The sequence below is a fragment of the Streptomyces sp. NPDC007205 genome, assembly GCF_040634095.1.
Lineage (GTDB): Bacteria > Actinomycetota > Actinomycetes > Streptomycetales > Streptomycetaceae > Streptomyces.
Genome location: NZ_JBEYEW010000014.1, coordinates 51,598 through 74,703 on the forward strand (window position 1 = coordinate 51,598; position 23,106 = coordinate 74,703).

Below are 23,106 nucleotides of genomic sequence, written 5' to 3' on the forward strand. Positions count from 1 at the left end.
TCCGTCTTGTCATGGCCTGTTCGCGGCGCTTACTTTTGCCGCTCCTGACGCATGCCGAGGGGAATTCGGACATGGCCGTACGCGGCCGGCATCGCCGGTACCAGCCGAGCAGGATCAACCGCGCCTCACTCACCGTCACGGCGGGCGGCGCCGGCCTCGCGATCCCGCTGGTCGCCGCCGGCACGGCCGACGCGGCCGACGCCTCCACCTGGAACAAGGTCGCCGCCTGCGAGTCCAGCGGCGACTGGAGCATCAACACGGGCAACGGCTACTACGGCGGGCTGCAGTTCACCCGGTCCACCTGGGAGGCGTACGGCGGCGCCCGCTATGCCCCGCGCGCCGACCTCGCGACCCGGGACCAGCAGATCGCCGTGGCCGAGCGGGTCCTCGGCGGACAGGGGCCGGGCGCCTGGCCGGTGTGCTCGGTGCGGGCCGGGCTGAGCCGGGGCGACGCCGGCCCGCACACGGACAGCGCCGCGACCCGGCCCGTGCAAGCAGGGAAGAAGGCTTCGGCACCGGACGTACGTCCGCAGACCACCCCGCAGTCGCGGGCCGGCCGCGCCGAGATGTACACGGTGGTGCACGGCGACACCCTCTCCGGCATCGCCGACGAGCACCACGTCCGCGGCGGCTGGCGCGGGCTCTACGCCGGCAACCGCGCGACGATCGGTGCCGATCCCGACCTGATACTGCCGGGCCAGCGGCTCAGCCTGCGCGGCACCGCCGCCGGCTCCACCACGTCCCCGGCGAAAGAGACCAACTCCCCTAAGAAGAAAGCGCCCGCGGGGCACAGGACTGCCCCGCACCGCACCGGGTCCACCAGCCGCACCCTCGTCGCCCCCGTCGACGCACCCATCGGCACCGGCTACCGGGTGGCCGGCGCGCACTGGTCGAAGGGCTACCACACCGGCGTCGACTTCCTCGTGCCGACCGGCACCGCGGTGGAGGCCGCGGAGGCCGGGCATGTGGTGGCCGCGGGCTGGGGCGGCTCGTACGGCTACCAGGTGGTGATCCGGCACGCCGACGGCCGCTACACCCAGTACGGCCATCTGTCGGCGATCTCGGTGCGGATCGGGCAGGCGGTCGGAGCGGGGCAGCGGATCGGCCGTTCGGGAGCCACCGGAAACGTGACCGGTCCGCACCTGCACTTCGAGGTGCGGACCGGACCCGGCTTCGGCACGGACATCGACCCGCTCGCCTATCTGCGGGCCGGCGGCGTCAGGATCTGACGCAGCTACGGGGCGGGTCCGGGACGGGCAGCGGCACAGGGACGTGCGCGGGCAGCGCGGTGGACGACACGGGGAACGCGGGCTCGGCCGGCGTCGCCGAGCCGCCGGTACTCTCCCCGCCGCCCGGTTGCGGTACGAGCAGGTCCGGCAGCAGCGGCTCGTCGAGCACCCCGTCGGCCTCCGCAGGCCCGGCCCGCTCCGGCTCGGCCGGTGCTGCCGCCACCCGCTGCGGCGGCACGCCCGGGCGGGCGTCCGCCACGGCGCCCGGCGCGGCGGCCTCCGCAAGGGAATCGGCCAGGGAATCGGAAAGGGAATCGGTCAGGGCATCCGCAAGGGCGGGCGCCCCGCTGCGCTCGATCCGCTCGGTGGTCAGCATGATCAGACCGCCCGCCGCCACCACCCCGCAGCTCACGGCGAGCCCGGTGCCCGTGCCGCCGTAGCGGAACGTCTCGCCGAACATCAGGATGCCGACGGCGGCCGCCAGCACCGGGTTGACCACGGTCAGCGTGGCCAGCGGGGCGGCGAGACCGCCGCCCCGGTAGGAGGCCTGGGACAGCAGGACGCCGGCGACGGCGAACAGACCGATCACCGCCAGGGAGGACAGCGCGGACAGGCGGACGCCGTGGGTCCAGTCGACGGCGACGGTCTTGGTGAACACCGACGACATGCCGAACGCGACGCCGGAGGCGGTGGCGAGCAGCACGCTGCGCACCGCCGGATGCCGGTGCGCGGCCAGACCCGCGCACAGCAGCGCCACGACCGCGCCGCCGGTGACCAGCGCGACCGCCACCCGCTGCACCGCGTCGAGGGAGTGGGCGTCGGAGGAACCGACCAGGGAGAGCAGACCGGCGAGGCCCACCGTGGCCATGACCGCGCCGCGCCAGGCGGCCGCCCCGGCCCTGCGGCCGACGAACAGCGCCGCCATGGGCAGCGCGAAGACGATGGTCAGCGCGCCCAGCGGCTGGACGAGGCTGAGCGGACCGCAGGCCAGCGCCACCACGTGCAGCACGCCGCCGAGGCCGTTGAGCACCAGCGCCCCCCACCAGCCCGGCCGGCGCAGCGGCAGATACGCGCGGGCCGACGAGGACACCGCCACCTGCTCCTGCACGATCGCGCCGGCCGCGTAGGCGAGGGCGGACACGAACGACAGCAGCACGGACAACGCGAGGGCGCTCATCGGCGTCTCCTCTGCGTGCGGCGGGCGCCCTGAGCCCGGCGCGGCGGACGGTCGGATTGCATGGCCAACACTCTGCCCGCCCTTGCTCTTCCCGTCGTCGTACCTGAGCACGCCATGCGTCCTACTGCCGATGGAGTACACCGGCCGTATGATCATCCTCGGGTCGGGTGCGCACGGTGGACACCCGGGGCTGTGGCCCGGGAAACGCGCCTGGTACCAGTGGGTGTCGTGGACCTCGACCCCGCTCTCGCCGCCCTCCGCCCGCTCGGCGGATTCTTCGTCCTGCGTACGGCCGTCCTGCGTACGGCCCCGGGCCCGGCCGGCGCCGCCGGCGGCCCGGATCCCGGGCGGCTGCCGACCCTCGCGGAGACCTACGCACGGGTGACCCGGGATGTGCACCGCGACGCCCTGACGGAGCGCGTGGCCACGGTGGCGGACCGGCTGGGCACGCCCGAGCCGCGCGTCGCCGCCTCCCTCGCCCAGCAGGGGCTGGCCGCCCGGCTGTGGTCGGTGGCCCTCGGCAGCGCCGTCCTGTACGGGCAGTCGCCCGACCTCGACCCGTGCCTGCTGCGCTGGGACCCCCTGGCCGCCACCCCCGACGACCTGTACCTGACCGAGGCGCGCCCGCGGCCCGGTGACGCCGCGACCCTGGCCGCCACCGTGCTGCACGGACACCTGGAGCCGCTGGGGGAGACCCTGCGGGCCCGGTACGGCAGCGCACCCGGACTGCTGTGGGGCAACGCCGGCTCCGCGCTCGCCGGGGCGGCCCGGGAACTGGACCGCTGGGCCCGTGCGCACGGCCGTACCGACGTGGCCGGCCGGGCCCGCGTCCTGACGGACGAAATCTTCGCCCACCCCCTCCTGCGCACCACCGGCACCCGCAACGGCACGGCCTTCCGCCGCCGCAGCTGCTGCCTGTACTACCGGGTGCCCGGCGGCGGGGTCTGCGGCGACTGCTGCTTCACCCGGCCTCCGAGCTCTTCCCCAGGGGCCGCGTCTGGGTGACCATGAAAGGGAACCTGCCGCCGAGACCAGGGGGTTGACGGGTGCGAGTGGGACTGCTGACCCGGGAGTACCCCCCGGACGTGTACGGCGGCGCCGGGGTCCATGTGGAGTTCCTGGCCCGGGAGCTGACCTCCCTGGTCGACCTGGAGGTGCACTGCTGGGGCGAGGGCCGCGGGGTGGGCGTCGTACGCCACCGGCCCTGGTCCGCGCTCGACGGGGCCAATGACGCGCTGCGCACCTTCTCCGTGGACCTGTCCGTCGCCGCCGCCCTCCAGGGCCGCGAACTCGTCCACTCCCACACCTGGTACGCGAACCTCGCCGGCCACTTCGCCAAGCTGCTGTACGGCGTCCCGCACGTGCTCACCGCGCACTCGCTGGAGCCGCTGCGCCCCTGGAAGGCGGAGCAACTGGGCGGCGGATACGCGCTGTCGGGCTGGGCCGAGCGCACCGCGATCGAGGCCGCCGACGCGGTGATCGCCGTGTCCGGAGCCATGCGCGAGGACATCCTCGCCTGCTACCCCGCGCTCGACCCGGCCGCCGTGCACGTGGTGCACAACGGCATCGACACCCGCCTGTACCGCCCCGACCACGGCAGCGACGCCCTCACCCGGCACGGCATCGACCCCGGCCGCCCGTACGTCCTGTTCGTCGGCCGGATCACCCGCCAGAAGGGCGTGCCCCATCTGCTGCGCGCGGTACGGGACATCGAACCGGGCGCGCAGGTCGTGCTCTGCGCCGGCGCGCCCGACACCCCGGAGATCGACCGGGAGTTCCGGGAGCTGTTCGAGGAACTGAGCCGGGCCCGCACGGGCGTGTTCTGGATCCCGCGGATGCTGCCGCGCCCTGAGGTGATCCAACTCCTCACCCGCGCGGCCGTGTTCGTGTGCCCTTCGGTGTACGAACCCCTCGGCATCGTCAACCTGGAGGCGATGGCCTGCGGCACCCCGGTCGTGGCCTCCCGGGTCGGCGGCATCCCGGAGGTCGTGGACGACGGCCGTACCGGTGTGCTGGTCGACGCGGACGAGGAGTTCGAGACGCGTCTCGCGGGTGCCCTGGACACCGTCCTCGGTGATCCGGCGGCCGCCCGGCGGATGGGTGAGGCCGGACGGGCGCGCGCGGTCGGGGAGTTCGGCTGGGACGCCGTGGCCCGGCGCACGGCCGCGCTGTACGAGGAGGTCCTCAAGCAGGCTTAGTCCCGTCCGCTCGGGGCAGCCATGGTTCAACCAGGGTGAGGGGAGCGGCCATGCGTCGTGGAGGGCCTTCCGTGCTCGGGATCGTACTGGCGGGCGGCGAGGGGAAGCGTCTGATGCCGCTGACCGCCGACCGTGCCAAACCAGCCGTCACCTTCGGCGGCACCTACCGTCTCGTCGACTTCGTCCTGTCCAACCTCGTCAACGCCGACATCCTGCGCATCTGCGTGCTGACCCAGTACAAGTCGCACTCGCTGGACCGGCACATCACCACCACCTGGCGGATGTCCAGCCTGCTCGGCAACTACGTCACCCCGGTTCCGGCCCAGCAGCGCCTCGGCCCGCGCTGGTACCTGGGCAGCGCCGACGCGATCCTGCAGTCGCTGAACCTGATCCACGACGAACAGCCGGAGTACGTGGCCGTGTTCGGCGCGGACCACGTCTACCGCATGGACCCGCGGCAGATGCTCCGCCGGCACATCGAGGGCGGCGCGGGCGTGACGGTAGCCGGGATCCGGGTGCCGCGCGCGGAGTCCTCGTCCTTCGGCGTGATCACCCCGGGTCCGGACGGCTGCGCCGTCGAACGCTTCCTGGAGAAGCCCGCCGACCCTCCCGGGCTGCCCGACGACCCTGAGTGCGTGTTCGCCTCGATGGGCAACTACCTCTTCACCACCAAGGCCCTCGTCGAGGCGCTGCAACGGGACGCCGAGGACGGGCAGTCGGTGCACGACATGGGCGGTTCGATCCTCCCCCAGCTCACCGCCCGCGGCGAGGCGCAGCTGTACGACTTCAGCGAGAACCACGTGCCCGGCGAGACCACCGGCGACCAGGGCTACTGGCGGGACGTGGGCACCCTCGACGCCTACTACGAGGCGCACATGGACCTCATCGCCGAGCGCCCCGCGTTCAACCTCTACAACCGCCAGTGGCCCGTCTACACCCACTCGGGCCAGCTCTCCCCGGCCCGCTTCAACTCGGGCGGCATCGCGAGCGAGTCCATCGTCAGCGCGGGTTGCCTGATCCGCGGTCAGGTCACCCGGTCCGTCCTGTCCCCGGGCGTACAGGTCGACCCGGGCGCGGTGGTCCAGGGCTCGGTGCTGCACGACAACGTGCGCATCGGCCGGGGCGCGGTGGTCCGCGGCGCGGTCCTGGACAAGAACGTCGAGGTCCCGCCCGGCGCGACCATCGGCGTCAACCCGGAACGGGACGCGGAGCTGTACACCGTCTCCCAGGGCGGAGTGATCGCCCTGGGGAAGGGGCAGCGGGTGCCCTAGGACAGAGCCTGGGGATAGGGTCCCGCGCATGCGATGTGGGATATGCGGTTCCGAGCGGCTGAGCCCGGTCGGTGAGCTCGTCGCGGCGGGTCAGGCGCGCGTGCGACTGCGGCTGAGGTTCCGCCGTCCGGGGTTCTTCAAGCCCCGGCCGGAGTTCGAGGCCCTGCGCGCGCGTGCCTGCCGCGACTGCGGAGCCTTCCTGCCCTTCCTCGCCGAGTACGACCGGCGGGAACTGGACGCGGTGGCCGACGAGCTGATCGAGGTCGACGACGCCGAGCCCGCACCTCACCCCTGGGGCCCGCCCACGGCTTAGCTGTCATGGTTCGTTCGCACACATGACCTTGTGCGACGCGTTGGGGGTAACCCTCATGGAATGCCCGGGTTCGGCTCGTTCGCCCCTCAGGATGCAGGCAACGACTCGAACTTCCGGAGGTCATCCGACATGAGAGGGACCCGGCGCACGCGGCTGTGCCTGGCCGGGGTGATGGCAGCGTCCGCGCTGATCGCCACCCCCGCCGCACGGGCTGCCGAGCGGACCGACGGCCACCTCACCGATCTGGTCAACCCGTTCATCGGGAGCCAGGACGAGGGCAACACCTTCCCCGGTGCGGCCGTGCCCTTCGGCATGGTGCAGCTCTCCCCGGACACCGGGCACAGCACCGGCTACGACTACACACAGAACCGGATTCGCGGCTTCTCCCTGGTCCATCTCTCGGGCGTCGGCTGCCGTATCGGCGGCGACCTGCCCGTGCTGCCCACCACCGGCGACGTCACACAGACGGACTACAGCCAGTACGCGGCCGGCTTCTCGCACCGGGACGAGACGGCGAGCCCCGGCTACTACCGTGTCGGCCTGTCCTCCGGCATCCGTGCCGAGCTGACCGCGACCGAGCGCACCGGCGTGCAGCGCTACACCTTCCCCGCCACCGGCAAGGCCAACATCCTGCTGAACGCCGCCCAGTCGCTGCACAAGGCGGTCTCCAGCACCGTCGAGATCCTCGACGACCGCACCGTGCGCACCGAGATCACCGGCCGCGGCTTCTGCCGGGACACCAACCCCTACACGGTGTATACGATCACCCGCTTCAGCCGGCCCTTCACCGCCTACGGCACCTGGGACGGAAAGACCGTCACCCCGGGCTCCCGCAGCGGGCACGGCGGCGCCTACGTCCGCTTCGACACCACCGGGAACCGTACCGTCGAGGCGACCACCGCCCTGTCGTACGTCGACGCGGGCGGCGCGGCCGGCAACCTGCGCGCCGCGGGCGACAGGTCCTTCGACGCGGTACGCGAGCGGGCGCGCGAGGAGTGGGAGAAGCGGCTCGAAGCCGTCCAGGTGCGGGGCGGCACGAGCGCACTGCGCCGCACCTTCTACTCCTCCCTGTACCGGTCCTTCCTCGCGCCGAACATCGGCAGCGACGCCGACGGACGGTACCTCGGCTGGGACCGCCGTACCCACCGCGCCGACGGGTTCACGTACTACCAGAACTGGTCGCTGTGGGACACCTATCGCACTCAGGCCCAGCTCCTCGCGCTGCTCGCGCCGCACGAGGCACGGGACATGGCCCGCTCGGTCGTCGCGATCGCAGAGGACGGCGGCTGGCTGCCCAAGTGGGGCTACGGCCCGGTCGAGACGAACGTCATGAGCGGCGACCCGGTCACCCCGTTCCTGACCACGGCGTACCAGACCGGGCTGCTCAAGGGCTTCGAGGAGCGGGCCTACCGGGCGCTGAAGAAGAACGCCGACGGTGTCCCGCCCGCCGACTACCCGGGCATCGGCCGGGAGGCCAACACCGAGTACCTCGCGCACGGCTTCGCCCCGTTCATCAAGGACCGTCCGCTGGCCAAGCTGGGCGACTCCGACTACCACCACGGCGCCTCCGTCACCCTGGAGTACGCGCTCGCCGACGCGATGCTGGCCCAGATGGCCCGCGGACTCGGCCATGAGGCGGACGCCGACCGGTACGCGGCCCGCGCCCAGAACTACCGGACCATCTTCGACCCGTCGACCGGCTTCTTCCGCGCCCGCGACGCCTCCGGCGCCTTCACCGGCTCGGCCGACCCCGCGCTCGGCACCGGCTTCCACGAGGGCACCGCCTGGCAGTACCAGTGGCTCGTGCCCCAGGACGTGCCCGGCATGGTGCGGCTCATCGGCGGCGAGCGCGCCGCCAACGAGCGCCTGGACTCCTTCTTCGCCTACGACCGGCTGCTCGCCGACCCCGCGAAGACCGCCCGCGAGGTGTGGGTGCACGGCGACGCGTACGCGTACTACAACGCCGACAAGTACAACCCGATGAACGAGCCGGACCTCATCGCGCCCTACACCTACCTCGCCACCGGACAGCCGTGGAAGACCACCGACGTGGTGCACGCCGCCCTGACCCTCTTCACCGACGGGCCCACCGGCATGACCGGCAACGACGACCTGGGCACGATGTCCGCCTGGAACGTGCTGTCGTCCATCGGACTGTTCCCGGTCCAGCCCGGCTACAGCACCTGGGGGCTGTCGACCCCGGTCTTCGACCGCGTCGACCTCACCCTGGACCGCCGGTACTGGCCGAGCGGCGGGCTGACGATCGCCGCGCCGGGCACCTCCGCCACCGACCGCTACATCCAGACCGTCCGCACCGACGGAACACCGCACGAGCGGACGTATCTGACGACGGGTGCGCTGCGCTCCCTGCGCTCGCTCGCGTTCACGGTCGGCCCGCGCCCGTCTGAGTGGGGTACGTCACCCGAGGCGGCGCAACCCGTCCTGAAGTGACCTCACATATCCCTTGGTCCCGCCCCCTGTACAGGGGCGGGACTTAATCTGCCGTTAACTGAGCGTAGCCTGATCGTACTTGACCGTAATCGGCTGACAGGGATTGACTGCGAACGACTGCAGATCCACCCGTCGTCGACGCGTGAGGCAAGCCCTTGACTTCCGACCTGCTCGCTCCCCTCGACCTGGCGTTCTGGAACATCGAGTCCGACCGGCACCCGATGCACCTCGGCGCGCTCGGCGTCTTCGGTTGCCACTCGCCCACCGCCGGCGCCCATGCCGCCGACCTGCTCGCCGCCCGCGCCGCCGCCGTACCCGGGCTGCGCCTGCGTATCCGCGACGTGTGGCAGCCGCTCGCCTTCGGCGGCGCCACCCGGGAACCCGACCCGGACTTCGACCCGCTGAACCACGTACGGCTGCACGCGCCGACCGCCGACTTCCACGCGGTCGCCGGCCGGCTCATGGAGCGCCCGCTGGAGCGTGGCCGGCCGCCGTGGGAGGCACACGTCCTGCCCGGCGAGGACGGTGTCTCCTTCGCCGTCCTCTTCAAGTTCCACCACGCCCTCGCCGACGGGCTGCGCGCCCTGAAACTCGCCGCCGGCATCCTCGACCCGCTGGACATGCCCGAGCGGGCACCCCGCGCCATCGAGCCGCCGCGCGGTCTGCTGCCCGACATCCGCAAGCTTCCGGAGCTCGTCCCCGGGCTGGTCAGGGGCGCGCTGTCCGACGTCGGCCGGGCGCTGGACATCGGGGCCTCGCTCGCCCGCTCGACCCTGGGCATGCGGCCCGTCTCCGCGCTGATCTCGGCCCCGAGCGGTACGCGCCGCACCGCCGGAGTCGTCGTCGACATCGACGACGTGCACCGGGTGCGCAAGGCCGCCGGCGGCACCGTGAACGACGTGCTCATCGCCGTGGTCGCCGGGGCGCTGCGCCGCTGGCTGGAGGAGCGCGGCGACGGCAGCAAGGGGGTGGCGCCCCGCGCCCTCATCCCCGTCTCCCGGCGCCGCCCGCGCACCGCCCACCCGCAGGGCAACCGGCTCTCCGGCTATCTGATACGGCTCCCCGTGCACGAGTCCGACCCGCTCGGCCGGCTCGACACCGTGCGCACCGCCATGCTCCGCAACAAGGACGCGGGGCCCGACCGGGGCGCCGGCGCCGTGGCGCTGCTCGCCGACCATGTCCCGGCCCTCGGTCACCGGCTCGGCGGACCGCTCGTCGGACAGGCGGCCCGGCTGTGGTTCGACATCCTCGTCACCAGCGTGCCGCTGCCGGGAGTGGGGCTGCGGCTCGGCGGGCACGAGCTGACCGAGGTCTATCCGCTGGCCCCGCTCGCCCCGGGCCAGGCGCTGGCGGTAGCCATCTCGACGTACCGCGGGCGAGTGCACTACGGGCTGGTCGCCGACGCTCGGGCGGTGCCGGACCTGGACCGGTTCGCTCACGCGGTGTCGGCCGAGGTGTCGACGTTGCTTTCGGTGTGCGAGGCCTGATCCGTCCTCCGGCCGGACGGTGTTCCCACCCGCCCACCCGTGCGACTCCTGTCGCCGGGTGCGGGTGGCTCCCGCCGGGCAGGGTGGCTCCCGCCGGGCACATGCGCCGCCGGCGGCTTGCGGGGGTGCGTGGGTGGGGCCGCGTGCGGGTCCGTTGCTGCTCCGCGTGGGGGCCATGGTCGCGTGCGGGTCCTTCCATGGCGGGCCGGTCCCTGGGCGGACGGCTTGCGGGTGCGTGGGTTGATGGCCCGCGGGCGGCTCGGGGGCTGTGCGTGGACGGCCGGAGGCGCGGCGCCCGGACGATCGGCGCCGCTGCGGAGGGCCTCGGCGGCAGACGCGTCCCGTCCCGTGCCGTCCAGGGACGGGCACGCGCCGACCAGCTCGGGGCCATGGCGCCCCGACGGCGGACACCCCGCCCGCGCACGCCCGCGAGCCGGTCACAGCGGCCACGCCCCCACTCGAGCGCGCCTCCGAACGTCGCTGGCCGGTCGTGATCGGGACCGCACGGGTCCGGGGGCGGGCCGCGGTCGGTCATGGCCCGGATGGAACGGGTTTGGCGGCCGGGCCGTGCGCTCCGTAAAATTCCCCGTTCGAAAGCGGGCGCGAGTCGGAGCGCTGCGCGGGTGATCAGGGAAGCGGCAGCGCGATGACGGTGACAGAGGACGGCTCCATGGCCTGCACGGCCTCCATGACCACGGACGAGGTGGTCTACGGGCCGGGTATCGACCCCGAGCGGCTGGCCGTCTGCCTGAGCGTGCTCGAGGAACTCGACCAGCTCGACGTCGACCACCCGGACGCGGTCAGGGTCCGCCGGGCCACCTCGCACATCTACCGCACGGTCAAGCAGCGCCGCCGCCAGGAGCGCCGCGCCGCCAAGACCGCGCACGACCGCGCCGTCACCGAGGCCACGGCCACCGGCTCCGCCGAGCGCATCGACGACGAGACCGAGGGCATCCTGCCCTCCTCCAAGGTCGAGGCCGGAAAGATCGCGGGCATACTCCAGCGCGCCCGCTCCTGCTACACCTGCAAGCAGCGCTACGTCGAGGTCGACTACTTCTACCACCAGCTCTGCCAGAAGTGCGCCGCCGAGAACCGCGCCAAGCGGGACGCCCGCGCCGACCTCACCGGCAAGCGCGCCCTGCTCACCGGCGGCCGTGCCAAGATCGGCATGTACATCGCGCTGCGGCTGCTGCGTGACGGTGCGCACACCACCGTCACCACGCGCTTCCCCAAGGACGCCATCCGCCGCTTCAAGGCGATGGAGGACTCGGCGGACTGGCTGCACCGGCTGGAGGTCGTCGGCATCGACCTGCGCGACCCGGCCCAGACCGTGGCCCTCGCCGAGCTGGTCGCCGAGGCGGGCCCGCTCGACATCCTGATCAACAACGCCACGCAGACCGTACGCCGCCTGCCCTCCGCGTACGCGGCCCTGGTGGAGGGCGAGAGCGCCCCGCTGCCCGCCGGTGAACTCCCCGCCCACCATGTCATCGGCGCCTTCAACTCCGGCGCCGTCGACGGCATCGCCGCGCTGCCCGTCGGCACCAGCGGCCTGGACGCACAGAAGGTCGCCGACCTCGCCCTCGTCGCGGGCAACGCCAGCGTCGCCCGGCACCTCGACGGCACCGCCATCGACGCCGGCGGCCTCGTCCCCGACGTCGTCGACACCAACACCTGGGTGCAGACCATCGACCAGATCTCGCCGGTCGAGCTGCTCGAGACCCAGCTGTGCAACTACACCTCGCCGTTCATCCTGATCAGCGCCCTGCGCCCGGCGATGGCGGACGCCGCGAAGAAGGCCGCCAGCGGCCGTGCGTACGTCGTCAACGTCTCCGCCATGGAGGGTGTCTTCCACCGTGGCTACAAGGGCGCCGGGCACCCGAACACCAACGCCGCGAAGGCGGCCATGAACATGGTCACGCGGACCAGCGCCCAGGAGATGTTCGACACCGACGGCATCCTCATGACCTCCGTCGACACCGGCTGGATCACCGACGAGCGCCCGCACTACGACAAGCTGCGCCTCGCCGAGGCCGGCTTCCACGCCCCCCTCGACCTGGTCGACGGCGCCGCCCGCGTCTACGACCCGGTCGTCCGCGGCGAGGCGGGCGAGGACCTGTACGGCGTCTTCCTGAAGGACTACGCGCCCGGCAAGTGGTGAGCCGGTGATGTCGGCGGCGCGCCGTCAGCTGCCGGCCGCGGGCCGGGACAGCCATCCCTGGTCAGTCGACGGCGCCGAGCCTGGCGTTCCGGGCCGCCACCAGTTCCAGCACCGTACGCCAGTCCTCCAGCACACCCGCGTCGAAGCCCGCCGTGCGGCTTTCCGCGCCGGCCTGGCGCAGCCGCAGCAGATCGTCGTCGGCGAGGGCGGTGGGGGCGGTGGGGTCGCGGTCCCCGCGCACCAGCCGGTACACCCGCTCCCCGAGCAGTGAGCGCACCGCCTCGGTCGCGCCGATGTCCTGGACCAGCCCCGCCACCTGGAGCTCCTTGTCGGCGGGCCGGCTGCGGCGCAGCAGCGCGGCGGTTCGCAGCGCGTGCTGGTGCCGGCCGGCGTACAGCAGATCCATCAGCTCCTCGACACTGCGCAGCTCCATGCGTCAGTCCTTCCGCGAGACAGCCGTTGCCGCCATGAGCAGACCATGGCGAGCTTGCGGCCCGGCCAACGGCACTTGAACTGCACCGCACCCGGTCCGCAAGCCGAGCCGGTTCGAAGGCGTGTTCGCACGTGTGGGCCGAGTGGGTGATTCGTCGTGCTGGTCGTGTGATGCGTCCAGTGCCAAATAGCTGCATATTGGGGGGCATTGAGGGGGTATTCGGCGTCCGATAGTTACACCTTGTTTGCACTCCCTATCGAGCGGCAGGTCGCTCATTTGGTTAATCTGGAGGGGACGGACAGCAGTACGGGGTCCCACCCACACCCAACGTCCGTCCCGGGGTGAGCCGGTTGACAACGGCCTGCTCTGCATGACGTACCGGCGCCACCGCGTCAGAACTGGCCTTCCATTCAGACCCGAGCGGGCGTCGAGTGCCGAAGCACAGGTTGTCCGGCAGGCCCTCGAGGGTGACCGACACATAAGGAGTGCGCGGTGACACCGGAGAAGACGAATCGCGAACAGCGCCCCAAGGAACGCACGGAGCGCGCGGGCAAGCGGCCCGGAGAGCTCGGCAGCCTCGATGTGTGGGCCCGTTCGGCCCCGATCCGCCTCGCGGGCTACGAGGACGACCTCGCCGAACCCCACATCCTGCCCAGCGTGGACTGACCCCCGGGCCGGACCTTCGCGATCGCCGCACGCATGGGCGTGACCTGACAGACTCACGCCCATGCTGATCAGAGAAGCCGTGGCCGGGGACTGGCCGCGGATCTGGCCTTTCTGGCACCGCATCGTCGCCGCCGCCGAAACCTACGCCTGGGACCCGGAGACCTCCGAGGAGGACGCCCGCGCCCTCTGGATGCACCCGGCCAAGCGCGTCTACGTCGCCGAGGACGCGGCCGGAACCGTGGTCGGCTCGGCCTACCTCACCCCCAACTACGGCGGCCCCGCCGCCCGCGTGGCCAACGCGGGCTTCATGGTCGACCCGGACCGCACGGGTGAGGGCATCGGCCGCGCCCTCGCCGGACACGTCCTGGCCGAGGCCAGGGCCCACGGCTACCGCGCGATGGTCTTCAACGCCGTGGTCGAGACGAACCCCGCGGTCGCCCTGTGGACCTCCCTCGGCTTCACCGTCCTCGGCACGGTCCCGGAGGCCTTCGACCACCCCCGGCACGGCAGGGTGGGCCTGCACATCATGTACCGGTCACTCGAATAGCCGGTACTCAGGAGCCGGTCACCGGTGCCGTACGCCGCCAAGGGCGCAGCCGCTCCAGTTCCTCCGCCAGCTCCAGCAGGACCGCCTCCGCACCCGGACGGCCCACGAGTTGTACGGCGCAGGGGGCGCCCGAGGGGAGGACGCCGGACGGGACCGACATCGCGGGCCAGCCGGTCAGGTTCCAGGGCGGGGTGAACGGGGAGTACGCGGTGTTGGCCAGGACGTTGTGCAGCCAGCCGCGTTCGTGCCATGGTCCCGCCGCAGGGGACCGGCGGGCCAGCGCCGGGGTGAGCAGGACGTCGTACTCGGTGAAGAAGGGCGTCAGCCGGGCGCGCAGCCGCTCTCGGCTGTCCCCGGTGCGCACCGAGCGGACGAACCGCCGGCCCACCGCCGCGTGCACCCGGGTCCGCCGGGCCAGCCGCGTCCGGTCCAGGCCCTCGGCGTCCACCGCGGTGCCCGCCGTCCAGTGCCGCAGCGCGGTCGCCCCCAGCGAGAGGGGATAGGGCGGCTCGGCCCGCCGTACGTAGTGCCCGGCCCGTGCCAGCACTCCGGCCGCCTCCCGGACCGCGCTCGTGTACGGCCTGCTCACGCCGACTCCGGCGAGCGGGCTGCGCAGGGAAACGGCGATCCGCAGGGTTCCGGGTTCCTCCGTGCGCGGAACGCCGTCGTCCGCCAGGACGTCCAGCATCAGCCGCAGATCCTCGACCGTGGTGGCGAGCGGACCGTTCTCCGCCATGCCGAACCAGTCGCCGTTGCCGATCCCGGCCGGCACCACACCGTGCCCCGGCTTCAGCGTGACGAGTCCGCAGTTCGCGGCCGGGATGCGCAGGGAGCCCATCCCGTCGTTGCCGAGCGCGACGGGGACGAGCCCAGCGGCCACGGCGGCCGCGCCGCCGCCGGAGGAGCCGCCCGCCGTACGCGAGGTGTCCCATGGATTGCGGGCGGTGCCGTACGGCCCCTCCGTCGTGCCGAAGACACACAGCTCGGGCACGTTCGTCAGGCCCACCACCACCGCGCCGGCCGCCCGCAGCCGGGCCACCGTGACATGGTCCTCGGCGGCCGGGGTGTCGGGGGTGGCGGCGGAGCCGTCGCGGTGGGACTCGCCGCGCACCGCGAGGTTGTCCTTCACGGCCACGGGCACGCCTGCGAGCGGCAGTTCGGCCAGATCGGCGCGGGAGGCCACCTCGTCGGCCTCGGCGAGCGCCGCCTCGGCGCGCACCTTCCGGAACGCCTCGATCCGTCCGTCGAGCCGCTCGATCCGCGCGAGGTGCCCGGCCACCACCTCGCGGGGCGTCACCCGCTTCTCGCGTACGGCGGCGGCTATCTCGGCGGCGGTCCGCCCGGCCCAGTCACCCACGGGAACTCCTTCGTCGGTCGTCGGCTACTCGCTGGTACGAATCAAGGCGCAGGGAGAACTGTGCACGGCCCGGCCGCCCCACGTCGAGAGGCCGTCCTCACCCACGCCCCGGTCGTCCGATCGGCGGCAGCGGGCGCCACCGCATGAGCGCGACCGAGCCGCTGACAAGTCCGGTCTCTCATCCCTGCCGTGCCGTCCCCGTACTGCCGCGCCCCGTCAGCCTCGGCACCGGCACCGCCGCCGCGCGCGCCGCCTCACCGTCGAGCAGCGCCAGCAGCTCCCGTGCCGCCGTCCGGCCGAACTCGGCGCTGTCGCGGGAGAGCGCGGACAGCCGCGGTGTGACCATGCGGCACAGGGCCGAGTCCTCCCAGGAGACCAACGAGACGTCCTGCGGGACGCGGAAGCCGAGTTCCGCCGCGGCGGCGAGGCCGGCGACGGCCATCACGTCGTTGTCGTAGATCAGCGCCGTCGGGGCGGGGGAGCCGCCGAGCACCCGGCGGGTCACGGCCGCTCCCTGCGTGTCGGAGTAGTCGGTGGTCACCGAGCTGACCTCGGTCAGACCCCGGCGCTCCGCCTCCGCGCGCAGGGTGGCGATACGGCGCTCGGTGTGCGCCAGGCCGGCCAGGCCCGCGATGTGCACGATCCGGCGATGGCCGAGGGTCGTCAACTCGTCCACCACGGACGCCATCGCGCCCGCGTCGTCAGCCCAGACCGTGGACAGACCGCGGTGACGCACATCGGACGCGCCACCGATGACCACGGCGGGCAGGCCCAGTTCGTCCAGCACGCCGGGGCGCGGGTCCTCGGCGCGCGGGTCCACCACCAGCACGCCGTCCACCCGGTGCTCCGCCCACCAGCGGCGGTAGACCGCGCACTCCTCGTCCACGTCCTCGGCCACCTGGAAGAGGAGACCCAGATGGCGCTCGGCGAGCACTTCCTGGATGCCGGAGACGAGTTGCAGGAAGAAGGAGTCGACGCCCAGGGTGTGCGCCGGACGGGCCAGGACGAAGCCGACCGTGGCCGCGCCCTCACCGGAGAGCGCGCGGGCCGCCGTACTGGGGCGCCAGCCCAGCTGCTCCGCGACCCGGCGGACCCGGGCGCGGGTGCCCTCGGAGACGCCCGGGCGGCCGTTGAGGGCGAAGGAGACCGCGCTCTCGGAGACTCCGGCGCGGCGCGCGATGTCCTTCATCGTCGGCCGGCGCGCGGGTGATCGCTTCGACGCCACGTCATCCCCCGTCCCACCAAGAACTAATGCGCTTGAGCGCGATGACCCTAAAGCGCATTAGCGACCGGGGCAAGATGTCGACCGGAACGGCTTTCACCTGGACTAATGAAGAGTGGATTTCTTTAGCTGGGAACCGTGCATTGACTTTCTCCGAACGGCCCGGGCAAGGTCGCTGGCATCACCGCCGCCGACACCGCAAGGGAGCCGTGTCACCGTGCCCACATCCCGCAGAGTCCTCGCCGCTGCCGCCTTTCTCGTCCTCGTCCTGCCGCTGAGCGCCTGCGGCCCGGACGGTGGCGACGGCGGCTCGACCGACGCCTCGGGCAAGGTCGAGGGCGACATCACCTTCCAGACCTGGAACCTGCGCGCGAACTTCAAGCCGTACTTCGAGGGCCTCATCGCGGACTTCGAGAAGAAGTACCCCGGCACCCATGTGAAATGGATCGACCAGCCCGCCGAAGGCTACCCGGACAAGCTCAGTGCCGACGCCGGCGGCGGCACCCTGCCCGACGTCGTCAATGTCTCCCCGGACCTGGTCGCCCCGCTCGCCAGGGCGGGCCTCGCCCTCGACCTCGACAAGACGGCCGGTACGTACAGGTCCGAGTACCTGGACGGGGCCTGGGCCAGCCACCAGGTGCCGGGCATGAGCGGCACGTACGCCTTCCCCTGGTACCTGAACACCGGTCCGCTCTTCTACAACAAGGCCCTGTTCACCAAGGCCGGACTCCATCCCGGCCGGCCGCCGAAGACGTACGACGAACTCTTTGCCGACGCCCTGCAGATGGCGAAGAAGAGCGGCGGCAAGGTCGCCACCCTCGCCAATGTGCCCACCATCGAGGACTTCGGCCGCTACGGCGTCACCCTGATGAACAAGCAGGGCACCGCGTTCGCCTTCAACGACACCAAGGGTGTCGAACTCCTCGGCAGGTACAAGGAGTTGTACGACGCCAAGGCTCTCGACCCACAGGCCTTGACCGCCACCCCGGAGTCCTCCGGCAAGAAGTTCCTCACCGGCGCCGTCGCCATGAACCCCGGCAGCGCCCTCGACCTCGACAACTTCAGGAAGAACGCGCCGAGCCTGTACCGGAACATCGGCATCACCGACCAGATCACCAGCACCGGGCACGTCAACATGTACGTGATGGGTGTGATGGTCAACTCGCACACCAAACACCCCCCGGCCGCCGTCGCCTTCGCACACTTCGTCACCGACGCGCGGAACCAGATGTCCTTCGCCAAGAAGGTCGCCATCTTCCCGAGCACCGCGGGCTCCCTGAACGATCCCTACTTCACCAAGGAGGACGGCACCGACGAGACCCGGGTCCGCATCGCCGCCGCCAAGTCCCTGAAGACGGCCGTCAACTACACGCCGGTGCTGTTCAGCGACCAGATGAAGACCGCGCTGCGCAACGAGGTGGCCAAGGCGCTCCAGGGCAAGGAGAGCCCCAGGCAGGCCCTCGACAACGCTGTCAACGCCGCCGACCGCCTCCTGCGGCAGGGCTGACCGGCCATGGCCACGCCTGTCCGCATCAGGCGCCAGCTTCCGTTCAGCCCCTGGCTGTTCGCCGCACCCGGGCTGCTGATCACCGGCGGCTTCGTGCTCTACCCGTTCGTCTCCACCCTGGTGAACTCCTTCACCGACCGCCGCACCCTGCTCCCGGGCCACTTCGTGGGCCTCGCCAACTTCCGCGAGCTGCTCCACGACGACATGTTCTGGACCGGCCTGCGCAACAGCACGCTGTACATCCTCGGAGTCGTACCCGCCCTGGTGGTACTGCCGCTGCTGCTCGCCCTGCTGGTGCAGAAGAACATCCCCGGCATCACCTTCTTCCGCTCCGCCTTCTACACCCCGGTCGTCGCCTCGATCGTCGTGGTCGGACTGATCTGGGTGTGGCTGCTGGACGAACGCGGCCTGGTCAACTCGCTGCTGGAGGCCGCCGGGATCGGCCGGATCGGCTTCCTCAGCGACCAGTGGCTGCTCCTGCTGAGCGCGATGGCCGTCACGGTGTGGAAGGGCCTCGGCTACTACATGATCATCTATCTGGCCGCGCTCTCGAACGTGCCGCGCGAACTGCACGAGGCCGCCGCCGTGGACGGCGCGGGACCGGTGCGCCGCTTCTTCTCGGTCACCGTGCCCGCCGTCCGCTCCACCATGGTGCTGGTCGCCGCGCTCTCCTCGGTCGCCGCCTTCAAGGTGTTCTCCGAGGTGTATCTGATGGCCGGCCCGAGCGGCGGTCCGGCCGGCGAGGACACCACCCTCGTCATGCTCGTCCAGCGCACCGGCACCGGCCTGACCGGCCGTGTCGGCTACGCCTCCGCGCTCTCGGTCGTCGTGTTCGCCGTCACCGTCGCGCTGATGCTGCTCGTGCTGCGCGCCGACCGCAGGGAGGAGTCGTGAGCGTCCTGGAGAAGGTACGGCCCGTGCGGACCCCCGCCCCGGAGCGGGAGCCGCGCGTCACCGACCAGCACGGCCGCCGAATCCGGGCCGGCGAGCTGGCCTGGCGCTACCTGCTGCTCCTCGCCGTCCTCGCGCTGACCGTCGGCCCGTTCCTGTGGCAGCTGGCCACCTCCCTGAAGAGCCCGACGGAGGACATCTACAGCTCACCGCCGAGCTTCCTGCCCGCTCACCCGACCCTGCACAACTACACGCGGGTCGCCGGCACCATCCCCGTCTGGGACTACGCCCTCAACTCCCTGAAGGTCGCCACCGCCAACGTCGCCACCAACTGCGTCGGCTCCGCGCTCGCCGGGTACGCCCTGGCCCGGCTGCGCTTCCGCGGCCGGCGCGTGACCACGCTGGTGTTCGTGCTGGCGATGCTCGTGCCCGTCGAGGGCATCGTCATCGCCCAGTTCACCACCATGCGCGAACTCGGCCTGAACAACACCCTCGTCGGCGTCGTGCTGCCCGGCGCGGTGGGCGCGATGAACGTGCTGCTGATGCGCAACGCCTTCCGCAATCTGCCGTACGAGATCGAGGAGGCGGCCTACGTCGACGGTGCCAACGTCTGGCAGCGGTTCCTGCGCGTCGCCCTGCCCTCGGTGAAGGGCACGGTGGCCGTCGTCGCGATCTTCGCCTTCATGGGCGCCTGGGACGACTTCCTGTGGCCGCTGATCGTGCTCAGCGACCCGTCCAGGTTCACCCTGACCATCGGCCTCAACTATCTGCACGGCACCTTTGCCAACGACGAACGCCTGGTCGCCGCCGGCACCGTGATCGCCGTGGCCCCGCTCATCGCCCTGTTCGCCTGTCTCCAGCGGTACTTCTTCCGCGGGGTCGGCGAGGGCGCCGTCAAGGGCTGACCATCCGTACGCCACAAGGACACTCCATGCCTCCTGCCGTGCGCTTCGGCGTCAACTACACCCCGAGCGTCGGGTGGTTCCACCACTGGCTCGACTTCGACCTCGACTCCGTGCGCGCCGACCTCGACGCGATCGCCGCGCTCGGCCTCGACCACATCCGCGTCTTCCCGCTGTGGCCCTACTTCCAGCCCAACCGCACCCTGATCCGCCCGCGCGCCGTCGAGCAGCTCGTGGCCCTCGCCGACGCTGCCGCCGAACGGGGCCTCGACGTCAACGTGGACGGTCTGCAGGGCCACTTGAGCAGCTTCGACTTCCTGCCCGCGTGGACACGCACCTGGCACCGGCGCAACCTCTTCACCGACCCCGACGTGGTCGAGGGGCAGGCCGCCTACCTGTGCACCCTCGCCGCGGCCCTCGCCGACCGGCCGGGCTTCCTCGGCATGACCGTCGGCAACGAGGTCAACCAGTTCGCCGCGGGACCCCACCCCGACCCCGACCGCATCACCGCCGAGGAGGCCGAGCGGTGGCTCGTTCGGATGCTGGCCGCCTGCGCCGAGGGCGCCCCGGGCCGGCTCCATCTGCACGCCTCCTACGACGCCGCCTGGTACCAGGACGACCAGCCCTTCACCCCCGGCCACTCCGCCCGCCTCGGTGACGTCACCGCCGTGCACTCCTGGGTGTTCAACGGCACCGCCCAGCGGCACGGCCGTACCTCCGTACCGGCCGAACACCACGCCGCCTACCTCGCCGAGCTCAGCAAGGCCTGGGCGGACACACCCCACCGGCCGGTGTGGCTGCAGGAGGTCGGCGCACCCGCCCCGCTCGTGCCCGCCGAGCACGCCGCCGCCTTCGCCGAGGCGACCATCGCCCACGCCCTCGACTGCCCCGACCTGTGGGGCGTCACCTGGTGGTGCTCCCACGACGTCTCACGCGGCCTCGCCGATTTCCCCGCGCTCGAATACGGGCTCGGACTGTTCACCAACGACCGGCGGCCCAAGGACCTTGCGCGCGTGCTGGCCGACGCGGCGCACCGTACCCGTGAGGTCCCCGCCGTACGCACCACGGCCCTCGTCGTCCCCGACGATCCGGGCCGCCGTTCCCGCTGCGCCCCCGGCGGAGCCGTCTTCGACGCCTTCTTCCGGCTCGTCGCCGACGGCGCGCGCCCCACCACCGTGCTCGACACCCGCGCGGCCGACAAGGACCACCTCGCCGCGCGCGGCATCACCGAAGTCGTCACTCCCGACCAGGTACTCCCCACCCCACACGGAGGCACCCGCACGTGAACCCCGCCAGACGCACCGTCCTCGTCGCCGGCGCCGCCGCCCTGCTCCCCGTGCCCGCCCTCGCAGCCGCCCGCCCCAAGGCCGCCGCCACCCCGCCGTACACCTGCTACTGGTACCCGGACTCGCTTCCCTCCGGCAGCCCGGGCAGCGGCATCACCTGGCGCAGTCTGAAGAGCTGGCGCGCGGCCGACGACCCCGACCTCGCCTTCAACGCCGCGTCCGTGCCGCTCGCCTCCCGCTTCACCCCGGTCCCGGCGAACCCCACCGCCCGCTCGGGCCGGGCCCGCATCCAGGCCCTGGTGTCGTTCGCACCGACGTCGAGCAACCCTTCCCAGGGTTCGGCCACCGCCGACTACTACGCCCTCACCCACTGGGCCTATCTGGACGAGCTGGTCTTCTGGGGCGGCTCGGCCGGCGAGGGCCTGATCCTCGCGCCCAACGCGCCGGTCGTGGACGCGGCCCACCGGCACGGCGTCCCGGTGCTGGGCACCGTCTTCCTGCCCCCGGTGGCGTACGGCGGGCAGTTGCAGTGGACCCGGGACCTCGTGCAGAAGGACGCCGCGGGGCATCACCCGCTCGCCGCGCAGCTCGTCGCGGTCGCCGCGGCCTACGGCTTCGACGGCTGGTTCCTGAACGCCGAGACCGGCGGCGGGGACACCGCGCTGGGGCAGGCCATGCTCGGCTTCGTCAAGGAGCTGAAGGCGCGCGCGGCGGCCGAGGGGCAGCGGGTGACCTGGTACGACGCGATGACCTTGAACGGCACCGTCGGCTGGCAGGGCGCGCTGAACAGCCAGAACCAGGCGTTCTTCCAGGCCGCCGACGACATGTTCGTGGACTTCCGGTGGACCGCGGCCACACTCGCGGCCTCCGGTGCGAAGGCGGGCCGGCTCGGCCGCAGCCGGTACGCGTTGTGGGCGGGCGTCGACGTCGAGTCGAACGGGTCCGGTACCTCCGTGGACTGGGACGCGATCGTGCCGGCCGGACGGCCGCACGTCACCTCGATCGGCTTCTACCGGCCGGAGTGGACCCGCAACCACCTGCCCGCCGACCAGCGCGCCCCCGAGGACTTCCACGCCGCCGACGACCGGTTCTGGACCGGGCGTTCGCTGGACCCGTCCCGCCCGGACGCCGGCGATCCGTGGCGGGCGCCGGCGGTGTCGGTCGCCGACCGTTCGACGGTGACCGCGCTGCCGTTCGCCACCGTGTTCAACACCGGGCACGGACTGCGCTGGTACGAGGAGGGGTCGGTCACCTCGGACGCGGCCTGGAACCACCTCGGGCTCCAGGACCGGTTGCCCGCACGGCGGTGGGTGGTGCGCACGGCGGGGAAGCGGCCGGTGGTCTCCTTCGACTTCGCCGATGCCTGGCGGGGCGGGAGCAGTGTGCTGGTGGACGGTGAACTGGATCAACCCGTGGAGGTGGACCTGTACGCGACCCGGCTGCCGATCGGTGTGAACACAGTTGTCGAGCTGACGTCCCGGACGGACGCGGGTGCTGTGAACGTCGAGCTGGCTGTGGCGACCGCCGAGCCGGGCTCACCAGGTGTGACACCGCCCTACACCTATCTGCCTGTGAATTCGGCCAACGGATGGCAGACCGTGAGCGTGCCGCTCACCGGGCTGACCGGGACCGTCCATGCGATCGGTGTGCGGCTCACCGCGACCGACGGCCCCGTGAGGTGGCGGCTGGGCGGACTCGCCGTCCGGGACGCGGCCCAGACCCCGGCCGCCCCCTCCGGCCTGCGGATCACCGCGGCCTCCGGCGGCAACCTGCGCCTCGCCTGGCATCCGTCCCCCGGCGGCGTACGCCACTACACCCTGCACCGGCTCCTGCCCGACGGCACCCGTCGCTTCCTCGGCGGCACCTGCCAGCAGGCCTGGTTCGCCACGGGCCTCCAGCCCGAACAGGGCGAACGGGCGGCGCGGTTCGAACTGCGTGCCGTGGGGGAGCTGTACACATCGTCGGCCCCCGTGACCGTGACCCACACCTGGTAACCATCCCCTGCCTTGGA

At 72.3% G+C, this 23,106-nt stretch carries 19 protein-coding genes; 15 read left to right on the top strand and 4 right to left on the bottom strand.

Annotated elements, in window-relative coordinates; genetic code table 11:
- The first annotated feature begins 71 nt into the window (after positions 1 to 71).
- Complete coding sequence (locus ABZ624_RS23190) at positions 72 to 1,229, top strand: transglycosylase family protein (RefSeq protein WP_360091992.1); 1,158 nt, start codon at positions 72 to 74, stop codon at positions 1,227 to 1,229.
- Here the strand turns inward: ABZ624_RS23190 and ABZ624_RS23195 are convergent.
- Positions 1,219 to 2,406 (bottom strand): DMT family transporter, encoded by a 1,188-nt coding sequence (locus ABZ624_RS23195; protein WP_360091995.1) that lies wholly within the window; start codon positions 2,404 to 2,406, stop codon positions 1,219 to 1,221. The two genes, ABZ624_RS23190 and ABZ624_RS23195, sit on opposite strands and share 11 nt — an antisense overlap.
- A gap of 228 nt (positions 2,407 to 2,634) precedes the next feature.
- Between ABZ624_RS23195 and ABZ624_RS23200 the strand changes: the two genes are divergently transcribed.
- The 7 genes from ABZ624_RS23200 to ABZ624_RS23230 all read left to right on the top strand — a co-directional run bounded on the left by ABZ624_RS23200 (position 2,635) and on the right by ABZ624_RS23230 (position 12,284).
- A complete protein-coding gene (locus tag ABZ624_RS23200) occupies positions 2,635 to 3,411 on the top strand; it encodes a (2Fe-2S)-binding protein (protein WP_360091998.1) in 777 nt (258 codons plus the stop codon).
- A gap of 41 nt (positions 3,412 to 3,452) precedes the next feature.
- Positions 3,453 to 4,604 (top strand): glycogen synthase, encoded by a 1,152-nt coding sequence (glgA, locus tag ABZ624_RS23205; RefSeq protein WP_360092001.1) that lies wholly within the window; start codon positions 3,453 to 3,455, stop codon positions 4,602 to 4,604.
- A gap of 50 nt (positions 4,605 to 4,654) precedes the next feature.
- Positions 4,655 to 5,875, top strand: a complete 1,221-nt coding sequence (gene glgC, locus ABZ624_RS23210) for a glucose-1-phosphate adenylyltransferase (RefSeq protein WP_360092004.1) — start codon at positions 4,655 to 4,657, stop codon at positions 5,873 to 5,875.
- Between the two features lie 28 nt (positions 5,876 to 5,903).
- Positions 5,904 to 6,188, top strand: coding sequence for a hypothetical protein (locus ABZ624_RS23215; RefSeq protein ID WP_360092007.1), 285 nt, complete (start codon positions 5,904 to 5,906; stop codon positions 6,186 to 6,188).
- A 129-nt stretch (positions 6,189 to 6,317) separates the two neighbouring features.
- Positions 6,318 to 8,639, top strand: a complete 2,322-nt coding sequence (locus ABZ624_RS23220; protein WP_360092010.1) for a GH92 family glycosyl hydrolase — start codon at positions 6,318 to 6,320, stop codon at positions 8,637 to 8,639.
- Between the two features lie 155 nt (positions 8,640 to 8,794).
- A complete protein-coding gene (locus ABZ624_RS23225) occupies positions 8,795 to 10,126 on the top strand; it encodes a wax ester/triacylglycerol synthase family O-acyltransferase (RefSeq protein ID WP_360092013.1) in 1,332 nt (443 codons plus the stop codon).
- A gap of 646 nt (positions 10,127 to 10,772) precedes the next feature.
- Positions 10,773 to 12,284, top strand: a complete 1,512-nt coding sequence (locus tag ABZ624_RS23230; RefSeq protein WP_360092016.1) for an SDR family NAD(P)-dependent oxidoreductase — start codon at positions 10,773 to 10,775, stop codon at positions 12,282 to 12,284.
- A 61-nt stretch (positions 12,285 to 12,345) separates the two neighbouring features.
- Here the strand turns inward: ABZ624_RS23230 and ABZ624_RS23235 are convergent, their stop codons facing one another.
- Entirely contained in the window at positions 12,346 to 12,717 is a 372-nt protein-coding gene (locus tag ABZ624_RS23235; protein ID WP_360092019.1) for a hypothetical protein, read from the bottom strand.
- 492 nt (positions 12,718 to 13,209) lie between these two features.
- Here ABZ624_RS23235 and ABZ624_RS23240 point away from each other — a divergent pair, with 492 nt between their 5' ends.
- Together ABZ624_RS23240 and ABZ624_RS23245 are read left to right on the top strand one after the other, a co-directional pair.
- Positions 13,210 to 13,383 (top strand): hypothetical protein, encoded by a 174-nt coding sequence (locus ABZ624_RS23240; RefSeq protein ID WP_360092022.1) that lies wholly within the window; start codon positions 13,210 to 13,212, stop codon positions 13,381 to 13,383.
- Between the two features lie 61 nt (positions 13,384 to 13,444).
- Entirely contained in the window at positions 13,445 to 13,930 is a 486-nt protein-coding gene (locus tag ABZ624_RS23245) for a GNAT family N-acetyltransferase (RefSeq protein WP_360092025.1), read from the top strand.
- A 7-nt stretch (positions 13,931 to 13,937) separates the two neighbouring features.
- Here ABZ624_RS23245 and ABZ624_RS23250 read toward each other — a convergent pair whose 3' ends face one another.
- Together ABZ624_RS23250 and ABZ624_RS23255 are read right to left on the bottom strand one after the other, a co-directional pair.
- Positions 13,938 to 15,287 (bottom strand): amidase family protein, encoded by a 1,350-nt coding sequence (locus tag ABZ624_RS23250; RefSeq protein WP_360092028.1) that lies wholly within the window; start codon positions 15,285 to 15,287, stop codon positions 13,938 to 13,940.
- Positions 15,288 to 15,465: 178 nt separating this feature from the next.
- A complete protein-coding gene (locus ABZ624_RS23255) occupies positions 15,466 to 16,512 on the bottom strand; it encodes a LacI family DNA-binding transcriptional regulator (protein ID WP_360092031.1) in 1,047 nt (348 codons plus the stop codon).
- Positions 16,513 to 16,726: 214 nt separating this feature from the next.
- On the opposite strand from ABZ624_RS23255, the gene ABZ624_RS23260 reads away from it, so the two are divergent.
- The 5 genes from ABZ624_RS23260 to ABZ624_RS23280 are packed head-to-tail and all read left to right on the top strand — an operon-like array spanning position 16,727 to position 23,089.
- Positions 16,727 to 18,016: a sugar ABC transporter substrate-binding protein gene (locus ABZ624_RS23260; protein WP_360092034.1), complete on the top strand. Its 1,290-nt coding sequence runs from the start codon at positions 16,727 to 16,729 to the stop codon at positions 18,014 to 18,016.
- Between the two features lie 6 nt (positions 18,017 to 18,022).
- The gene (locus ABZ624_RS23265; protein ID WP_360092037.1) at positions 18,023 to 18,910 is read left to right on the top strand and encodes a sugar ABC transporter permease; all 888 of its coding nucleotides are present in this window, start codon (positions 18,023 to 18,025) and stop codon (positions 18,908 to 18,910) included.
- Entirely contained in the window at positions 18,907 to 19,812 is a 906-nt protein-coding gene (locus ABZ624_RS23270; RefSeq protein ID WP_360092040.1) for a carbohydrate ABC transporter permease, read from the top strand. The genes ABZ624_RS23265 and ABZ624_RS23270 overlap by 4 nt, the downstream gene beginning before the upstream one ends.
- Positions 19,813 to 19,838: 26 nt before the next feature.
- The gene (locus ABZ624_RS23275; RefSeq protein ID WP_360092043.1) at positions 19,839 to 21,095 is read left to right on the top strand and encodes a glycosyl hydrolase; all 1,257 of its coding nucleotides are present in this window, start codon (positions 19,839 to 19,841) and stop codon (positions 21,093 to 21,095) included.
- Entirely contained in the window at positions 21,092 to 23,089 is a 1,998-nt protein-coding gene (locus tag ABZ624_RS23280) for an endo-beta-N-acetylglucosaminidase (protein WP_360092046.1), read from the top strand. Before ABZ624_RS23275 ends, ABZ624_RS23280 begins: the two co-directional genes overlap by 4 nt.
- The last annotated feature ends 17 nt before the right edge of the window (positions 23,090 to 23,106 follow it).